Source organism: Paenibacillus sp. EZ-K15 (assembly GCF_002573715.1).
Lineage (GTDB): Bacteria > Bacillota > Bacilli > Paenibacillales > Paenibacillaceae > Paenibacillus_AQ.
Genome location: NZ_PDHM01000017.1, coordinates 414,369 through 432,656 on the forward strand (window position 1 = coordinate 414,369; position 18,288 = coordinate 432,656).

16 protein-coding genes are annotated in these 18,288 nt (G+C 52.8%); 3 read left to right on the forward strand and 13 right to left on the reverse strand.

The annotated features are described in order from the left end of the window. Positions 1-11: 11 nt before the first annotated feature. Together CRG97_RS18455 and CRG97_RS18460 are read right to left on the reverse strand one after the other, a co-directional pair. On the reverse strand, positions 12-2,015 hold the full coding sequence (locus CRG97_RS18455) for a Na+/H+ antiporter (protein ID WP_098746064.1): 2,004 nt from the start codon (positions 2,013-2,015) through the stop codon (positions 12-14). 195 nt (positions 2,016-2,210) lie between these two features. Further along, positions 2,211-2,969: an SDR family oxidoreductase gene (locus CRG97_RS18460; RefSeq protein ID WP_076321741.1), complete on the reverse strand. Its 759-nt coding sequence runs from the start codon at positions 2,967-2,969 to the stop codon at positions 2,211-2,213. A gap of 225 nt (positions 2,970-3,194) precedes the next feature. Here CRG97_RS18460 and CRG97_RS18465 point away from each other — a divergent pair, with 225 nt between their 5' ends. Then, positions 3,195-3,803 (forward strand): TetR/AcrR family transcriptional regulator, encoded by a 609-nt coding sequence (locus tag CRG97_RS18465; protein WP_098746066.1) that lies wholly within the window; start codon positions 3,195-3,197, stop codon positions 3,801-3,803. A 245-nt stretch (positions 3,804-4,048) separates the two neighbouring features. Continuing rightward, positions 4,049-5,029, forward strand: a complete 981-nt coding sequence (locus CRG97_RS18470; RefSeq protein WP_098746068.1) for an oxidoreductase — start codon at positions 4,049-4,051, stop codon at positions 5,027-5,029. A 130-nt stretch (positions 5,030-5,159) separates the two neighbouring features. Here CRG97_RS18470 and CRG97_RS18475 read toward each other — a convergent pair whose 3' ends face one another. Then, positions 5,160-5,756, reverse strand: a complete 597-nt coding sequence (locus CRG97_RS18475) for a TetR/AcrR family transcriptional regulator (protein ID WP_098746070.1) — start codon at positions 5,754-5,756, stop codon at positions 5,160-5,162. Positions 5,757-5,820: 64 nt separating this feature from the next. Further along, entirely contained in the window at positions 5,821-7,512 is a 1,692-nt protein-coding gene (locus CRG97_RS18480; RefSeq protein WP_098746072.1) for a glycoside hydrolase family 2 protein, read from the reverse strand. Positions 7,513-7,710: 198 nt separating this feature from the next. Between CRG97_RS18480 and CRG97_RS18485 the strand changes: the two genes are divergently transcribed. Further along, the gene (locus CRG97_RS18485) at positions 7,711-8,550 is read left to right on the forward strand and encodes a helix-turn-helix transcriptional regulator (RefSeq protein ID WP_098746074.1); all 840 of its coding nucleotides are present in this window, start codon (positions 7,711-7,713) and stop codon (positions 8,548-8,550) included. Positions 8,551-8,765: 215 nt separating this feature from the next. On the opposite strand, the gene CRG97_RS18490 is transcribed toward CRG97_RS18485, so the two are convergent. From CRG97_RS18490 to CRG97_RS33775, 9 genes are all read right to left on the reverse strand, one after another. Beyond that, a complete protein-coding gene (locus tag CRG97_RS18490; protein ID WP_202618963.1) occupies positions 8,766-9,776 on the reverse strand; it encodes a LacI family DNA-binding transcriptional regulator in 1,011 nt (336 codons plus the stop codon). A gap of 150 nt (positions 9,777-9,926) precedes the next feature. Continuing rightward, a complete protein-coding gene (gene iolB, locus CRG97_RS18495; RefSeq protein ID WP_098746075.1) occupies positions 9,927-10,730 on the reverse strand; it encodes a 5-deoxy-glucuronate isomerase in 804 nt (267 codons plus the stop codon). A 221-nt stretch (positions 10,731-10,951) separates the two neighbouring features. Then, a complete protein-coding gene (gene iolG / locus CRG97_RS18500; protein ID WP_098746077.1) occupies positions 10,952-11,983 on the reverse strand; it encodes an inositol 2-dehydrogenase in 1,032 nt (343 codons plus the stop codon). Positions 11,984-12,007: 24 nt separating this feature from the next. Continuing rightward, a complete protein-coding gene (locus CRG97_RS18505) occupies positions 12,008-13,453 on the reverse strand; it encodes a CoA-acylating methylmalonate-semialdehyde dehydrogenase (RefSeq protein WP_098746079.1) in 1,446 nt (481 codons plus the stop codon). A gap of 249 nt (positions 13,454-13,702) precedes the next feature. Further along, positions 13,703-14,716 (reverse strand): 5-dehydro-2-deoxygluconokinase, encoded by a 1,014-nt coding sequence (gene iolC, locus CRG97_RS18510; RefSeq protein WP_098746080.1) that lies wholly within the window; start codon positions 14,714-14,716, stop codon positions 13,703-13,705. Positions 14,717-14,924: 208 nt separating this feature from the next. Next, positions 14,925-15,839 carry a myo-inosose-2 dehydratase gene (gene iolE / locus CRG97_RS18515; protein WP_098746082.1) on the reverse strand — a complete coding sequence of 305 codons (915 nt, stop codon included), beginning with the start codon at positions 15,837-15,839 and terminating at the stop codon, positions 14,925-14,927. A gap of 22 nt (positions 15,840-15,861) precedes the next feature. Then, a complete protein-coding gene (gene iolD, locus CRG97_RS18520) occupies positions 15,862-17,727 on the reverse strand; it encodes a 3D-(3,5/4)-trihydroxycyclohexane-1,2-dione acylhydrolase (decyclizing) (protein ID WP_098746084.1) in 1,866 nt (621 codons plus the stop codon). A 143-nt stretch (positions 17,728-17,870) separates the two neighbouring features. Beyond that, complete coding sequence (locus tag CRG97_RS33770) at positions 17,871-18,026, reverse strand: hypothetical protein (protein ID WP_237566482.1); 156 nt, start codon at positions 18,024-18,026, stop codon at positions 17,871-17,873. 37 nt (positions 18,027-18,063) lie between these two features. Next, positions 18,064-18,246, reverse strand: a complete 183-nt coding sequence (locus tag CRG97_RS33775; protein WP_343225203.1) for a glycoside hydrolase family 88 protein — start codon at positions 18,244-18,246, stop codon at positions 18,064-18,066. Between the last annotated feature and the right edge of the window lie 42 nt (positions 18,247-18,288).

The window sequence follows — 18,288 nt, forward strand, 5'->3', positions numbered from 1 at the left end:
AGGACCATCATCTAATGGCCCTCGTCTTCAACCAGTGCTTGGGACTCATACAAATTCGCCTCTCGGTAATTCACATCCATTCTCAGATGGCTCGCAAGTGCCCGGTCAATATCGCCATGTTCGAACATGCTTTGAATCTCGTTACGCTCTGACTGAATGGCTTTAAGTTCCAGTTCCCTGCGTTCACTGCTAAGCTTCTGCTTTCTTCGGCTCCATACACGATCATTCTGAAGAAAATGCTCCATTGCACGATAGTCTGCAATAACCGCTTGCAGGACTTCCTGCCTCTGCGCCGGCTTCACCGTTTGGATCTCATGGATTGCTGCACGAATGGCCTCCAGCTTCAATGCCTTATACATCTCCCAATCCGGGTGATCCGGAGACATGGGCATTTCTTTGGACTCGTTTTTTTTCAACAAGCGCTTTAAATTCCGCCATAAATTCTTCGTGAGCAGCCTGAACTTATATCGGCTGGTAAGCAGCATCTCAACTTTGTTCAGCGAGGACAGGAACTGCTCCGCGACCCTTGCAGAAGCTTTATGTTCCTTAAGCCATGTTTCTGTAACGTTCCGTTCCGCAGTAAGTCCGATTTTTCTGACGGTGATCGTGGCTTCCCAGAACTCTCGCATGTCGCTCTTATCCGTTATTTGAGATTGCTGAAGCCGCTTGGTATACGCATAAATAAGCTGAACCGCCTCCTCCCTGTTTTCATCCGTCATTTCTTCCCGCACGGTACGTATTCCCGCTTGCAGCATATGAAGCCGTGCTTCTTTCTCACGATCAATCACCGCGGCCGTATTCACAGGTTTCTCACGTGTCAGCAGCGGAAGCAGCACACTCGCGATGACCAGGGTTAACAGGATGACACCCGCGCAGATGAATAACATTAAGCTTCGCTCTGGAAATGGACGATGGTCCGCAAGGGTGAGCGGGATGGAGAAAGCCGCAGCCAGCGTTAATGCCCCCCGTACGCCCGACAGTGCAGTCAGCAGGGAAGACTTGAACTGGCGGTTCGTTGAAGCCCATACCCATACGAAACGCAGCAATATCAGAACAGCCGTTATTAGGAATATATAACCGAGGACTTGTCCATTGTTATAGGCAGGATCACTCCATATTTGATTGACGACCCCCGGGATTTCATGCCCGAGCAGAATGAACACCAGCCCGTTTAACGTGAACAGGATTACAGACCAGGTGCTGTCCGATACAACTCTAAGTTTAATGGATGCTGATCGCATACGATCCCTCTCCACGGCATGGGTGACACCCGCCGCAACGACAGCCAGAATCCCGGATAGATGAAATTCCTCGGCTATAAGGTAGATGATGAATGGCGTCAGAATGATGATCAGCATATGAAGCGTAACGTCCTCCATACCGAGCCGGCGCAGCAGCATTCTGAACCAAATCACAAGAAATCCTAGAAGCGCCCCGACAACGATGCCTCCAATTGCAATGACAAAAAAACTGCCGATGGCATTCGTTAAAGAAAAATAACCCGTCACTGTAGCTGCAATCGCAAAATTAAACGCAACGAGACCGGACGCATCATTCATAAGCGCTTCGCCTTCAAGTAAATGCATGATTTTCCCCGGCAGCTTCACCCTGCCTGACAGGGAGCCCACCGCAACCGCATCGGTAGGCGAGAGTATCGCAGCCAACGCAAAGGCAGCTGATAACGGTATGGTCGGAATAAGCCAATGAATGAAAGGTCCCGCGATCAGAACAGTTGCAAATACGAGACCTAGCGCCAGCAGCAGAATATTGGACCTGAGCTTCCACAACTCGCTCCGTGGGGTCAACTTCCCATCATTAAACAAGAGCGGTGCGATAAACAGGACCATGAACAATTCCGGATTCAGGGGCACGTGATGGAACCCGCGGATATAGGCGGCCCCGATCCCAAGCGCAATCTGGATCAACGGGACAGGAATGAATGGCAGAAATCGATTGATGATGTTGGAAATACCGACAAGAACCAGAAAAATAAGTACCATAAGAAATATTTCCACAAAACATCTGCTCCTTCCTCGAGAAGAATAACCTATGTAACATGGGCATGTCTGTCAATAGGCTGATTTAGGTTGTGTAGAATAGTAAAGGTTTATTTATGAGCTGGAAAAGTTTCAACCTTCATGCCGCCACAAAAAAACAAGGCTTCCTAAAGGAGATGTCCTTTAGAAAGCCCTAGCGCTTGCAAATGCTTATTAATAGGCAGTCCAGCCTGCATCGGCTGTAACAACAGTACCGTTTACAAAGCTGGCTTCATCTGAAGCCAGGAACAATACCACTTTTGCGATCTCTTCCGGTTCTCCTGCCCGCGGGTTCAGGTTGATACCAGCCATAGCTCTTTCCATACCAAACGAATTCGGCGCGTTTAGAGTGGTGCCGATATTCGTGCTGACGCCGCCTGGAGCGACCGCATTACACCGGATTCCCTGCGTTGCATATTGGAAACCGACATTTTTGGTTAATCCGACAACGGCATGCTTAGCGGCCGTATACGCTGCACCTGCTCTGGACCCCATAAGACCTCCAGCAGAGGCAATGTTGACAATGACTCCGCTCTTCTTCTCCAGGAAGATTGGCAACGATTTACGAATAGTTCTCATCGGTCCCGTTGTATTGATGGCAAATACGCGATCCCACAACTCATCCGTTAGATCCGCAGCCGGTACGAAGTTGTCCATAATGCCAGCATTGTTGATCAAAATATCAAGCGTTCCATATGCATTAACAGTAGCATCAACCAGTTGCTGCACATCTTCTTCCTTGGCCACATTCGCTACCAGTGCCAGGGCCGTGCCGCCTTTTGCTGTAATTTCATCAACAACGGCTTGCGCCGCCTCAAGACGCAGGTCAGACACGACAACTTTTGCGCCTTCGGCAGCAAACAGTTCCGCTGTCGCTTTTCCCATACCGGAAGCAGCACCTGTAACAATCGCAACTTTACCTGATAATCTCATGTTCCATACCCCCATAATAGGTTGTGATATCATTTTAGAAATTAGGGACAACAAATCAACAACTGTACAATACACGACATATGTCAATTCTAGTATAATCGTAGTATGATTTAGGTCACAATCATTAAAAAACGTGAAAATGTACGATACCGAACAAAAAGCGTAAATTTGTTTATATTTTAACTATTAAATTCGTTATATCTTTAACCGAAAGGACTCGAATCTATGCAATCGAGCAATAAAATGACCGATCGTCGCATCGTCCGCAGCAAAGAAGCTTTAAAGCAAGCACTTCTATCACTCCTCTCGCAGAAGAGCTTCTCCAGCATTTCCATTACGGAAATCGTAGAGTTAGCCAATTACAATCGAGGAACCTTCTATACCCACTACGACAACAAAGAGGCTCTTCTGGATGATATCCTGACTCCTTTAATGGAGGAACTGATCGCATCCTTCAGGGCTCCTTACGGGGAAGCCGACGTGTTTCATATCGATGAGCTACCTGCCAATGCGGTAAAAATATTCGATCATATTCATCAAAATGCAGACGTATATACGGCCTTATTCAAAAGCGATGTTCTACCGCTTGTCCGGGATAAAATGTTCTCGGCATTAAAACAAATCGCCATGGAGGATTTGGACTACCCCAGGGGAGAACTCAACCATGAACTACTCATCATCTACAACATGCACGCCTTACTCGGCCTGGTATTCCACTGGATCGAGAACAATTTCCAATACCCCGTCCCTTATATGAGGGATCAGCTGGTTCTCATGATCAACTGGAGACCAAGAAGCGTTAGAACACAATTCAAGCGCACGGACCATACATGAAATCAGGGAGCATAAAGTAGAAAAACCATCAACCCGTTCAAATAACAAATTGAACGGGTGATGGATTTTTGACGTCGATCCTATATTGAGCGCCTAAGGAGCTTTCTTTCTTTAGGTGCGAGGAACAGGGTGAATCTGAGTGGTTCATCATGAACCAGTATTACCTCCCGCGGATGTTTTTATTCTTGCTATGATTTATACAATAGAGCTAGGTTAACAAGCATTCATTCAAGGAGGAATACACAATGACAATCAACCTGCACGATCCCATACAAATCGGAACGGTACAATTGAAGAACCGAATGATCATGGCTCCTATGCAGCAAAATCAGGGAACGCCGGATTCTTATGCAACCGATTATCATGTGAAATTTTACAGTGAACGGGCAGAACATGTCAGTTTAATCATTATCGAATCTACCGTGGTGTCCGCAAATGGCCGTCTGTTCCCAGATGATATCGGGATATATACCGAACAGCATACGGCTCCATTACGCAGGATTGTCGATGACGTCCATTCAAAAGGAACGCCAATCTTCATCCAATTGACCCACGCCGGCAGAAAAGCATGGCCCAGCGTCACCGATAAAAGATTAGCCCCTAGTTCGATTGCCTACGATGATGAATATGGACTGCCACAAACGATGTCCCAAGCCGACATTAACGCAGTCATCGACCAGTTCCGGATGGCTGCCCGTCGAAGCCTGCAGGCTGGCTTTGATGGAATCGAGCTTCATACCGCCCACGGTCATCTTCTCCACCAGTTTCTCTCTCCGCTGTCAAATCAGCGAACGGACGCATATGGAGGAAGCCTGGAGAACAGAGTCCGATTGATCCAAGAAGTTCTGGGGGCCATCCGAACCGAAGTAGGGGTCAGCTACCCGGTGCAATTGCGGGTTTCTGCATCCGACTTTGCCGATGGCGGTCTGACACCAGCAGAGGTTGCACTCGCCTTGACGTACCTGGAATCCGAACTGGATGCCGTGCACGTATCTTCGGGCGGTCTCGTTCCTGCAGAACCTTTAGCCACACCGGAGGGCTACCAAACACCTTATGCTGCGGTGATCAAACAATATGTAAAAATACCGGTGATCGCGGTCGGCAATATCCGCACCCAAGCGTTCGCCAATTTCATTCTAGCAGATGAGATGGCAGATATGGTAGCCATCGGCCGCCCATTGCTGGAGGATGCAAATTTCGGTGAAAAAATGCTGTCCTTAGCCTAATGCCTCCGTCTCAAGTGACATATATTCGTTTATTTGCGCACTTCAATAAAAAAGCCAAAGGCCGTATCCCCAAAGGTAGGTTTGAACCACCCTTGGATACGGCCTTTTCTTTAATACCCATCAATTTCATCTATAATCTAAAAATAGCGTCGAGTGTACTTTCGACAATTCGATCGGCCAGCTCACGATTCATCGTAGCGGAGTTCATCACCCGCAGTCCATAGTAGCTGCTTAAGAATAAGCTGGCCAGCTGCTTCGCAGAGCGTTCAGCCGGAATCTCCCCCGATTTGATCGCCTCTTCCATCACGCTGATCAAGTCTTCCTCAAGATCATAAATATATTGCCCGAATATTCGTTCAACCATCGGGTCCCGCCCAGCTCGTTCCATACTGATATTAACCGCCATGCAGCCGCGGTGATTAGGGTCCGAAAAATCCATGCCGATCGCCCATTCAAACAAGGCGCGCAGCCTTTCCTTAACCGGGATGGACCGGCCCAGAATCTCTCTGGATATTTCCAGGCCTTCATCATTGTAACGTTGAAGCACCTGCTCGAATAACTCATTCTTGCTGCCGAACGCATTGTACAGGCTCCCTTTACCCAGCCCTGTCTTCTCGCACAGCTCTTGCGTGGAACTCGCTTCATAACCCTTGGACCAGAACACGTCCGTGGCAGCATCAATGACAGCTTCCTTCTTGAACTCACGCGGTCTTCCGTTCGTGGTCATTTCCCTCATCCCTTTTGAACATGATCTTTGTTACCTAAAAGTATAGGGTTTATGTACCACTCAGTCAAATATTATCGGGTTCCCCCGAGAAGATTCGTCGAACGGTTTCATACGCCAGCTTCGGACGACGATATTCATCCACAATACCTTTGCTGTTCCGCGTGCATGAACGATTCAGCAACCAGCCAAGCCCTTCCGTCACTCGGCAATCGCTAAATTGCCATATGAACATCCCGGAAATGTATTCGCGCTCCATGTATGCCCTCAGATTGCTCGCAATAATATCGGCCTGACGCTCCTCGGAGCCTTTCTCCCGATTCGGACTGCGGAATCCGTAGAACCCGTCCCCTCCAAATTCACTCATGATCATGGGTTTTCCTTCTCCGCCCAACGCATCTGCCCAACCCCTAGCCAGATCCGCCAGTTCCCCGGGATTCTCGTCGGTATACCAGCCTGGATAGAGATTGAACGACACGATCTCCGCCAAGTCAAAACATTTCTCCTGATCCCGATGATGGGAAGCGAAAGACCGGGGCCTGCTTGGATCAAGCTGCCGAATAATGGTTAACTGCTTCTCGTAGTGAGCTCTCCCCTCCTCGGTGTGACTGGCGCATTCATTCAGAATGGCCCATATAAGGATGGACGGATGGTTAAAATGCTGCTGCACCATTTCACGAGTCACCTGCTCGCTCTGCCAACCGAAATTCGGGTGCTGCATCTGCTCCAAACTCAAGCCGCGGGCATGATTTTCTTCCCACACCGCAATACCTCGTTCATCGCATAGATCGAGAAACCGCTCATCGTTCGGATAATGGCTCGTCCGAACGGAGTTACAACCAAGCTCTGTCATGAGGTCCAAATCTTTTACCATGAGGGGCAGCGGTAGTGAGGAACCAGCCATGGGATGGTCCTCATGCCGGTTAACGCCTTTGAATACGAGATCTTGGCCGTTCAATTGGATTTTTCCGTTATGCGTTGTTATCTCGCGAAAGCCTATGCGGTCCAGCCAATCATCACAATCCGTATCATCAACGGCAAGTACCGCTCGCAGCACATACAAATTCGGGTCGTCCAGCGACCACTCCAACACGCCTGGATAGCACACGGTGGCTATTCGTTCGACCCGCTCGCCTGGCTTCACTTCAAAGCTTCCGAGCGGTACCTCCACCTCAGCCAGCGTACCTCGGAGTAATCCTTTCTTCACAAGGCTTCCGGTGTTTCGAATCACGACCTTCCAAGAACCGTGCCAACCCCCGTCCTGTTTATATGGAGTGAACATGGCGTTTTCAATGTATAAATCGCTTATCTCTTCCAGGGCAATCGGTCGAATGATGCCGCCGTACGTATAGTAATCATTAGGAACATGAAGGGCTGATTCCTCGTTGAAAGAATTATCCACGTACACCAACAGTTCATGTTCACCGGCTTGAACTTCCGGGATGATCATGTCAAAGGCGGTATATGCATTATAATGAGAGACTGCCAATTCCCCGTTGAAATAGACATGTGCCGTGTGACTAACCCCTTTGAATTCGATTCGCAAATTGGTTTTCCGAGACAGCGAAATGATTTTGCGGTATACCCCGACTCCCCTATAGTTTCCGAAGCGTGGGTGCATCTCCCAGCAACCGGGAACAGGCAACTTGTCATTGAAGCTGGCCGGTTGCTCCCCCACGCCGGCTACTGGAGCAAACTCCCATATTCCCTCCAGTTCCTTGCACTTTCGAATTTGGTGAGTATCAAATAATCGCAGCATCTCTTCTCCTCCTATCTATCATGCGGCTTGAGGTTTCCCCAAAATCCGGATAGGTATAACACTAGATTATTGTTGCAGGGTACTCCATAGAAAAGCCGATACTAAACATGTAAAAATCGCTCCTTACGTCCTGGCGATTGTTGTGGTCTTGAGTTATTCTTTTCTTATATCACCTATCGGATTGGAGGCTGGACTGCAGTGTATAATACACGTGATTTGGTTGTACGGATCAACTGGACCTTCCGGAAGATGACCTCTTCCGATTGGTCTGATATCCGTAATAATACAGCGGTGCACAGTTTCTACTGGATCCATGAAGGCAGTGGGATCTTCCATACGGATCAAGCATATCCGGTAAATCAAGGCATGCTGTTTTATATGGAACCGGGCTTGCAGATGATGCGTATGAAAAGCGCTCCGGAAGCCCCTCTTACCATAAGCATGGTGCTGTTTGAATGCTGCAGCCTTCATCATTGCCGGTCTGAATGGCAACTCCCTCAAAGCGTTCAGCGGCTAGATATCCCATTTACTGCCCATTATCTAGGCGAGAGAGCCATCGGGATGGACCATGCTTTCAACGAGGTGACACGGGCTTGGGTTCCCGGGAATACGGAGAGTGAACTGGAGAGCAGTGCCCTTCTTCTAAGGCTAATCGCCAAATTACATCAGCAGAACAAGCCGCCGATAATAGAGCCCGCATATGAGGCATATCAACGGATTAAATCAAACATCGAGGACCATTACGCCGATCCACTTCATATTGGAGCGTTAGCGAAGAAACATGCCATTTCGGAGTCGTATTTGCGAAAGCTGTTCATGAAGCATCTGCATGTTTCTCCCAAGGACTACCTGACCGAGATCCGTATGCGGCATGCAGAGCGTTACTTGGTATACACGTCATATACCCTGAGGTTTATCGCCAACGCATGCGGATTTCATGATGAATTTCATTTCAGTAAAGCATTTCATAAGTACAAAGGTATGGCACCCGCAGAGTTCCGCAAAACCTCAAAAGATGCGGATCATTCAACCCTATAACGGGTTGCTGATTGGTGTCTCGAAGTGTACCTCTAAGATGATTGAAAAAAACCTTATGATGTAGGCGAAATGAAGTTCTAAATAAAAATAACGGACTTAAGAGACGTTATTTAGTAGATCAGCAGTAATTCGACTGCCAATACCCCTTCATAACGCCTCTGCCCGTTTTACGTGCAGAATGATTCTTTTGTGGAAGATATCGTCTCCAGAAAATTTTATGCCGGCGGCGGAGCCGTGGATCGGCGGATGACCAACTTCGGGGGGAGCACAATCCGCTGTGCAGGTTCTCCCTGGCTGGCCAGATTCCTGACCACAAGGTCCACCGCCAGGCGGCCCATCTGTTCCATCGGCTGGGCAATAACAGTGAGCGGCGGATCTGTTACTCGGGCCAGAATCGTATCGTCAAAGCTGACGACCGAACAGTCCTCAGGAACGCGCAGCCCGAGCTCGCGAATCGCCTGTAGGGCGCCGATCGCCAGCATGTCGTTGCAGCAAAACAGCGCAGTAGGCGGTTCCTCCAGCTCCAACATAACTTTGGCTCGTCGGAATCCGTCCTCGATCTTATGGTCACAGGCCGCAATATAGTCGGGGGAAAGCCCCAAGCCGAACGAGGCGGCAGCTTCGACAAAACCCCTTACCCGCTCATTGCTGCTCGTCACCCGTTCATGCTCGGCAAGTACGGCCAGCCTGCGGTGACCGAGACGAAGCAGATGCTCGGCAGCGAGACGGCCCCCTTCCAAGTCATGAACCCGAACGCTGCTGGCGCCAAGTGCCGGATTGTCCCGGGCGATAAGCGCTATAGCCAGCGAATGCTCCTGAAACGGCTTGAGCAGCTCACCATGGGATACGCCCGTACCGATAATAACGCCATCCACCTGCTTTTGCCTCAGCAGGCTGACATAGCGCTTTACCTTCTCTTCCTGGTTGTCCGTGCTGCAGATGATCACGCTGTATCCAAGCTGATGCCCGTGATCCTCGACCGAGCGTGCAATCTCGGCAAAAAAGGGGTTGGAGATGTCGGGGACGAGCAATCCCAGGGTATAGGTTTTTTTGCCGGCGAGGGCTGAGGCAATCGCGTTCGGCCGATAATTCAGGCGCTGCATGATATCCAGAATCTCCTCACGACGTTCGCGACTGATCTTGCCCTTGCCGTTCATGACATGAGAGACGGTAGCAATGGAGACGCCGGCTTCGCGCGCAACGTCATAAATAGTCGCTCTTATCATCCCTTGTGCTCCATTTGTTTAATTTTGGCATTTCCATTTATTATGGGCTTTCATCTCGTTTAACACAAGGCCGTTTTGTCGTTAATACTGCCTGCAGACATGCACACCTAAGGATCCTGGTCCATAGCACGTTCCCTGATTTAGCCTGCTTTATCTCATAAGCCAATCATGATCCGGATCATTGCGGAATTTCCATATTCGCTTCGGCCCCGCCATGACGTTCAGGTAGTACACATCATACCCGGGAGGCGCGGATACCGGATGGTAGCCCTCGGGCACCATTACGGCCTCGCCGTCTTTGACCGCCATCGTTTCGTCCAGCGAACGGTCATCGGTATAGACCCGCTGAACGGCAAAACCGCGCTCCGGCTGAACCCGGAAGTAGTAGGTTTCCTCCAGCAGCGATTCCTCCGGCAGCTCGTCGCGGTCATGCTTGTGCGGCGGGTAGCTGGACCAGTTGCCCCCGTTCGTAAACACCTCGACGACCAATAGGCTGTCCGCCGGCTTTTGCTCCGGCAAAATATTATGCACCAGACGCGACATGCTCCCGCTCCCGCGGTGCTCCACGCCGACATCTTCCGGCGCGATGAGACGGGCCTGGTGAGTGCCTTTCCCCGGGGCAAGGCACACCGCCAGCTCCATTTCGGTTCGTGCCGTGACCTCGAACTGTTTCTGTGAGGGCACATAAACCGTATAGGGAGGCGTCTTTTCAAACACGCTCATGCGCTTGCCAATGTTGTCCCAGCTCTCTCCCCCTACCTTCACGTCGGCTCGCCCGGTTAACAGAACAAGAGCCGCTTCTTGATCTCCCGTGGCTCGGCTCAGCGTCTGTCCTTCCCTTAAACGAAATACTTCAAAGCCCACATATGCCCAGCCTGCGCTTTGCGGCGTAATGGACAGCACGCGCCCGTCCAGGTCAGGGCTCGTTATAGGTACAATAATTAAGTTCGGCATGGTGTTCCTCCTCTTTTATGGATCTGGTCTGTTAATGATGTAGTTCCAACAGATACGCTCTCCCGTTTGAGCAAGATAATCCAGCGCTTGGGCGACAGCTTCTCATATATCGATTCCAAGCAGATATCGAGAGGTTAGCGAACACAAACGATTATATCTTCTTGTTCAGCCAGCTTAGGCATCCTTCCGACATCATGCTGCCAATTACAGCCTCTCCGGATTTAGCTTGCCGAAATGCCGGTGGTGATCTCGGCCAGCTTTACCGGGCGGCCCTGCTGAAGCGAGCGGTTGGCCGCCAGGGCAATCAGCTCTGCCTGAAGAGCGTCATGGCCGCTGACCGGCACCGGTGTGCCGTTTTGCAAGCTTTCGATAAATTGCCGCGTCTCGCTCATGTACGCTTCCTTGTACCGCTCCAGGAAGAAGTACAGCGGTTTGTCGCGAGTAACGCCGTTCGGTCCGCTGACGACAGCGGTGCTTGGATAGTCGTTGTCGACGGAGACGCTTCCGCCGGAGCCGAACACCTCGATCCGCTGATCATAACCATAGACGGCCTTGCGGCTGTTGTCGATGACGCCGAGCGCTCCATTTTCAAACCGCAACGTCGTGAGGGCAGTGTCGATGTCGCCCAGCTCTCCGATGGCAGGGTCCACGAATACCGCTCCCTGGGCGTACACTTCGACCACCTCGCTGCCCGATAGAAAACGGGCGATGTCGAAATCATGAATGGCCATATCCATAAACAGTCCGCCGGACACTTTAATGTAATCCGGATGCGGCGGGTTCGGATCGCGCGAGGTAATCTTGATCAGATGCGTTTCCCCGATTCTCCCCTCGGACACAATCTCCCGAACCCGGCTGAAGTTGTGGTCAAACCGGCGGTTGAAGCCGATCTGCAGACTCACGCCGGCCGCTTCCACGGCCGCCAGCGCCTCGCGGGTCTGATCCACGCTCATGCTGACCGGCTTCTCGCAGAAAATATGCTTGCCGTTCCCCGCGGCCTGCTTGATCAGCGGAACATGCGTATCCGTCGAGGAGCAGATCAACACGGCATCGATATCCGGAAGTTCCAAGATATCGTTACTATTAGTCGTAACCACAGGAATGCCGCGTTCCGCGGCCCAGGCCCTCAGCTCGTCGCCGGCAAACAAATCGCCGATGGCCGCAATTTTCGCACCAGGCGTGCGCAGCAGATGATCCGCATGGATTTTGCCGATTCGTCCGGCACCGATAATGCCGATATTAATGGTTTTCATATGAACGTCTCCTCTGCATAAGGGCTACCAGCGCGCCGTTACCATTTTCTTGCGGGTATAGAACTCCACGCCGTCCGTTCCGTTCGCATGCAGATCCCCATAGAAAGAGTTTTTCCAGCCGGAGAACGGAAAGAACGCCATCGGCGCAGGAACGCCAAGGTTGACGCCGAGCATCCCGGCATCGATATGCTCGCGGAACTTGCGGACGTCGCTGCCGTCCTGCGTGAACAGGCAGGCCCCGTTCGCGAAATCCGAGCGGTTGGAGATTTCAATCGCTTCCTCCAGCGATTCCGCACGCATGACGGACAGCACCGGGGCGAAAATTTCGTCCTTCCAAATCTTCATCTCGCTGGTCACTTCATCAAAAATCGTCGGTCCGACAAAATATCCGTCACCGCTCACGGCCTCGTCGCTCCGTCCATCGCGCACCAGCTTGGCACCTTCTTGCTCGCCCGCCTCGATATAAGAGATCGTGCGCTCCTTGTGAGCTCGCCTGATAACCGGTCCGAGGAAGACACCTTCGTCCGCTCCGTTGCCGATGGTAATCTCATCGGCCGCCTGCTTCAGCTTCTCCAGCAGCGCCTCCGCCACGTCACCCACGGCCACGACGACGGAGCAGGCCATACAGCGCTCACCGGCAGAACCGAAGGCCGCGCTGACGATCTGGGTCACGGCAGCATCCAAGTCAGCAGACGGCATCACGATGCTGTGATTCTTCGCTCCAGCCAAGGCCTGTACGCGCTTTCCGTGGGAAGAAGCGGTTTTGTACACATACTCCGCCACCGGCTGGGAACCAACGAAGGACACGGCGGCGATGCCGGGATGTTCCAGAATGCCGTTGACCACATCATGAGCGCCGTGAACGATATTCAGAACGCCGTCCGGCAGACCCGCTTCGGTGAACAGCTCCGCCAGACGCTGAGCCAAGAGCGGCGTGCGCTCCGACGGCTTCAGCACGAACGCATTGCCGCAAGCGATGGCGAGCGGGAACATCCAGCACGGCACCATCATCGGGAAGTTGAACGGTGTGATACCCGCCACTACGCCGATCGGATACCGGTACATGCCGGACTCCAGGTTGGTGGCGATGTCGGGAAGCTGCTTGCCCATCATCAGCGTAGGCGCACCGGCCGCAAACTCCACGCACTCGATGCCGCGCTGCACCTCGCCGTAGGCTTCGGTATAGCTTTTGCCGTTCTCCGCCGTAATCAGGCGTGCCAGCTCCTCCCAGTGCTCCACGAGCAGCTGTTGATACTTGAACAGAATGCGCGCGCGGCGAGGAACGGCCGTTTTGGCCCAGGCACGCCCTGCTTTGGCGGCCGCTTGTACGGCCTGATTCACTTCCTCTTTGGTGGATAGCGGGACGTAAGCAAGGATCTCTTCCGTCGCCGGATTGTATACCGGATCATTTGTTTCTGATCGGGATGGAACGAATTGTCCGCCGATATAATTGCTTAGGGTTTGCGTCATGGCTGGTTTGCCCCTTTCGATTGGATCAGTAAAGATAGTAAAAATGAATGCTCTGCTCTGTAAGTAGAGATGAGTTGGCAAAATTATGTGAATGCGTGAAATCTCAAGCAAGAGTGTAGTCTCACGAACAGGGGTACTCACAAAACAGGTTTAGTCTCAAAACAGGTTTGATCTCAAAAATGCGAAATCTTAAGAACGCGAAATCTCGGTATTGATAGATCTCAATAAAGATCCTGAGCATGGACAAACTTAGGAATTAGCGGTAATTTCGCCTCGCTTGCAGCGCTCGATATAGTTGTGAACCGCCGCGCTCGTCGGCATCGCATCAGAGCAGCTGTGGCTGGAGATGACGATGCTTGCTGCCGCGCTGCCGAATTCCATGCAGCGCTCGATGGGCCAGCCCTGCATCAGGCCGTACAGAAAGCCGGCGGCGTATGAATCCCCCGCCCCGAACGTCTTGATGACCTTCGCCGGAAAACTTTGGGCCGTATGACTGGCACCGCCTGGGGTATATGCGATGGAACCTTCCTTGCCGTGCTTGATTATCACAATCTTGGCGTTATAATCAAACCATTTGGCCGCCGTAATTCGGTCGCTTCGTTCCGGGTTGCCCCCGAACTGCTCCATCATGTCGAACTCCTCGCGTGTGCCGAGGACAATGTCGCATTTTTCCGCCGCTAAATTGTAATAGGTCGCCGTCTCCTGCCGGGACTTCCAGGTGTACGGACGGTAGTCCAGATCAAACGCGATCACGGCGCCGTGGCGCTTGGCATAGTCCAGAGCCAGAAACACGGCTTCCCGGGAAGGGCTGGCCGCGAGCGCGGTTCCGGAGATCAGCACCATTTTGGCAGAGGCGATCAGCTCCTCGTTTACGTCCCCTGTCTCCAGCAGCAAATCCGCGGCATTGTCGCGGTACATCAGAATGCTGCAGTCGGTCGGGCTCTTGATCTCGGTAAAGGCCAGACCCGTTACGGCTCCCGTACGGTCGGTTGTCACGCCCTTCGTTGCAATCCCGTTATCTTCGAGGTACTTTGTAATAAAACGTCCCATCTGATCGTCCGCGACCTTGCCGATAAAGCCCGTATTAAGTCCCAGACGCGCCATCCCGATACAAATGTTGGCGGGTGATCCGCCCACGTATTTGGTAAACGTGCTCGTTTCCTCCATCGGCCGGTTAATCTCATTGGCATTCAGGTCGATGCACAGTCTCCCTACAGCCACAAAGTCCACCGGTTTTGCGTTATTGAACATGATTTCACTCATGGATTAACCTCCTTGATCAGATCGTCCGTGGCTGAGCATGCATATGACTGCATGATTCCGTTCGCCAATGGCCGTAATCACTTGCAGCTCTTGATCCTCGGCACTTTGATAAGAGTGACCGTGACTTAGAGAAGCAAGCTGATAGCTACGTTTTCGAGCTCTGTTGAGTCGCCCATGAGCCTAGTTTTGTCTCACGAGCCGCTAGACTTCAGCCCTGCGGACTTACCCGGCCTTCCAGTCGGTCCAGGTATTCGATGGCCCGCTGAGCGTACTCCTTGGCAGGATGCAGTGCAGGGTCCTGTTCTCCCTCCAGCATCGCCCAACCATCGTAGCCGCGCTTTACGAGCTCGCCGATAATCGGCGCAAAGTCAATGCAGCCGTCTCCGGGAACCGTGAATACACCTCTGCGAATACAGCTCACGAAATCGCAGCGAGCCTGTCGTGCCTGCTCCAAAACATTAAGCCGTACATCTTTCAAATGGATGTACGCGATCCGCTCATAATGCTTGCGTAGCAGTTCAAGCGGATCTCCTCCCCCGTAATAGACATGACCGGTATCGTACAGGAGAAACACCCGCGATGGATCGGTCATGGCCATCAGGCGGTCGATTTCGTCCGGCTGCTCCACGACCGTGCCGGCATGGTGATGGTAAGCCAGCTTCATGCCGTAGCTCGCCGCAATCTCGCCAGCCTGGTTCAGTCCCTCCGCCAGGCTTTCCCATCCGGCGTCATCCAGACGGAGAACGATGCTCTCATACGGCGTCCGGCGGGGGTCGAAGTGAAGTGATCCCCCTATCTCCGCCGTACTGATGACCTTGCTGCCGAACCCGGCCAGAAACTCCGCGTGCCGTCGGTAATCCTCCAGCTCCTGCTTGCGATAGTCGGGATCGGAGAACAGCACCGACTTCCACTGGGAGACCAGCTGAATGCCGCGCGCATCCAGCTCCCGTTTCAGTACTGCCCGATCCTTAGGGAATTTTCTTCCCATCTCCGTGCCTGTCAGACCCAAAGCCGTAATATCATCTACAATCATCTCAAAGGTCGTGTCGTCCCCATGCTCCCTAACGTCCTCGCCGACCCAGTTAATAGGATGGATCCCAAGCTTGAACAGCCTGTTGCTCATAACCAGCGCTCCTTTGTTTTGTTTAGTAGGGTCTTGCTTCCCTGCTTCGTGCAGCCATCTGGCGCTGCGCTTCGGTCACCTTGCTTGAGGCCGACACCTCCGGCACCTCTACGCGCCACCAGGACTCATAACCGTCGGTGTTCGTTCCCGGGACGACCGGAATCTCGATCAGTGTCGTGACAGTTTCCTTCTGGGCCTTGAGCAGGGCTTCTTCCAGTGCCTCCGGCGTGTTGGCTTTGTAGGCTTTAGCGCCGAGCGCACGCGCGTGCGCGGCAAAATCAATCGGGAGGTATTCTCCGGACAAGCGACCAGTCCCCTCGTCGCGGCGGCGGAACTCGTTGCCGAACCCGTCGCTGCCGTTGCTCCGCTGCAGATTATGAATACACTGGAAACCGTGGTTGTTGAACAGCAAAATCGTAATCTTCCGGCCTTCCTGCAAACTGGTGACCAGCTCCGAGTGCATCATCAGGTAACTGCCGTCGCCGACCAGCGCATAGACTTCACGGTCCGGCTCCGCGAGGGCCGCTCCCAAGGCGCCGCTCACCTCATACCCCATGCAGGAGAAGCCATACTCCATGTGGTACGTCTTCGGTTCGGAAGGTCTCCATAACCGATGCAAGTCTCCCGGCAGACTGCCTGCGGCACAGACGATGACGGAAGATGGAGAGATGAACTCATTGATGACGCCAAGGGCTCTCGTCTGAGACAAGCCGTCCGGATGCTCGGCAGCGTACAAGCGATCCACCTCGCTGTCCCACTCTGCTTTCAACCGTGCAAGCTCTCGATCTTCGTAACCCGCTTGATAGCCATCCCGAGACAGCTCCTGATGCAGCGCTTTCAACCCTTCCTTCGCATCGGCAATCAGCGCTTCGCCGCCGAGCTTGGCGCCGTCCGCGCCGTTGACATTCAGGTTCAGGAACGACACGCCCTCCCTTTGAAACGCCCATTTGGAGGACGTTGTAAAGTCCGAATACCGGGTGCCGATACCGATAATCAGATCGGCCTTTGTCGCTGCGCGGTTCGCTGCCAGCGAGCCCGTTACGCCCATGGCGCCCAGGTTCAGGGGGTGATTCCAGGGAAGCGCACTTTTGCCTGCCTGCGTTTCTGCGACCGGGATGCCGAAAGCTTCCGCAAATGCAGCCAGATCGGCGGTTGCATCGCTGTAGTGCACGCCTCCTCCTGCAATGATGAGCGGACGCTTGCTGGCTGCTATCCGTGCCGCCGCACGCTTCAGTCCCTCCGCCGACGGAGGGCGGCGGTCGATGACGTGTACCGTTTTCTCAAACAACGAATCCGGATAATCATATGCCTCGGCCTGCACGTCCTGTGGCAGCGCCAGCGTAACCGCTCCCGTCTCCGCCGGATCGGTCAGCACACGAATCGCCTGACGGACGGCCGCGATAAGCTGCTCCGGCCGGGATATTCGGTCCCAATACCGGCTCACCGGCTTGAATGCATCTGCAGCCGACACGGTGTAATCCGACGGGGCCTCAATCTGCTGCAGCACCGGATCAGGCTGGCGGCAGGCGAAGTTGTCCCCAGGCAGCAGCAGTACCGGGATGCGGTTCACCGTTGCCGTAGCTGCCGCGGTGACCATATTGAGCGCACCGGGTCCGATGGACGAAGTGCAGGCCCAGATCTGCCGACGGTTCTTTTGCTTTGCGTATGCCACCGCGGCATGCACCATGCCCTGCTCGTTTTTGCCCTGAACATAAACCAGCTCTCCCGCGCTTCGTTCCAAGGCCTCGCCAAGACCGGTTACATTGCCGTGTCCGAATATTCCCATCACCCCGTGCACGAATTTCATCTCCACTCCATCGACAGATACATACTGTGCATCCAAAAACTTCAGCAGCGCCTGTGCCATCGTTAATCGTGTCGTCGTCATCCGGTTCATCTCCTTTTCAACTTTTCATCGTCATTGCATCATAAGAAAAGAGCATTATATGAATCAAGTGCTTAAGCGCTTAATCTATTGGATTTATGCGCCTAACCAACTAAGGGTTAAGCGCTTTAAAGAAAGTGTATGCCTTACTTACCGCCCAGCATGCCTTTCAATTTTATGATTTCCACGCCCGCCAGCATCATGGTGTCGGTCCCGTGATTGTCATTCACCACGGTGAGCAGGTCATGCTTGTAGTAATCCCCGGTAAAGGAATACCGGGATCCGCTGCATACTCCGTGCACGCTGCCCCCGGCGATCGATGGCTTCTCCGGTCAGCCCCTACCATGCCCGAATGGCAGCATCGGCGAACGGTGCGGGATTCTCCAGCCAGGCGAACCGCACCCCTCTGGCAAAGGCATAGGCGAACATGGCTGTGCAGGATGCTTCCTCATAAGCTTCCAGATCGGTAATGACTTGTCTCCAGAGCCCTGACTCATCCAGATAAGAGGAATCGACTGTAATCTTGGAATAACGCGGAAGAGGAGTGTCTTCAAAGCAAGGACT

Coding starts and splice junctions, on each gene's coding strand:
- CRG97_RS18460 (WP_076321741.1), bottom strand. CDS start 2,969: ATGAGATTATCAGGTAAAGTTGCGATTGTTACAGGTGCTGCTTCCGGT.
- CRG97_RS18465 (WP_098746066.1), top strand. CDS start 3,195: ATGCAATCGAGCAATAAAATGACCGATCGTCGCATCGTCCGCAGCAAA.
- CRG97_RS18470 (WP_098746068.1), top strand. CDS start 4,049: ATGACAATCAACCTGCACGATCCCATACAAATCGGAACGGTACAATTG.
- CRG97_RS18475 (WP_098746070.1), bottom strand. CDS start 5,756: ATGACCACGAACGGAAGACCGCGTGAGTTCAAGAAGGAAGCTGTCATT.
- CRG97_RS18480 (WP_098746072.1), bottom strand. CDS start 7,512: ATGCTGCGATTATTTGATACTCACCAAATTCGAAAGTGCAAGGAACTG.
- CRG97_RS18490 (WP_202618963.1), bottom strand. CDS start 9,776: ATGATAAGAGCGACTATTTATGACGTTGCGCGCGAAGCCGGCGTCTCC.
- iolB (WP_098746075.1), bottom strand. CDS start 10,730: ATGCCGAACTTAATTATTGTACCTATAACGAGCCCTGACCTGGACGGG.
- iolG (WP_098746077.1), bottom strand. CDS start 11,983: ATGAAAACCATTAATATCGGCATTATCGGTGCCGGACGAATCGGCAAA.
- CRG97_RS18505 (WP_098746079.1), bottom strand. CDS start 13,453: ATGACGCAAACCCTAAGCAATTATATCGGCGGACAATTCGTTCCATCC.
- iolC (WP_098746080.1), bottom strand. CDS start 14,716: ATGAGTGAAATCATGTTCAATAACGCAAAACCGGTGGACTTTGTGGCT.
- iolE (WP_098746082.1), bottom strand. CDS start 15,839: ATGAGCAACAGGCTGTTCAAGCTTGGGATCCATCCTATTAACTGGGTC.
- iolD (WP_098746084.1), bottom strand. CDS start 17,727: ATGACGACGACACGATTAACGATGGCACAGGCGCTGCTGAAGTTTTTG.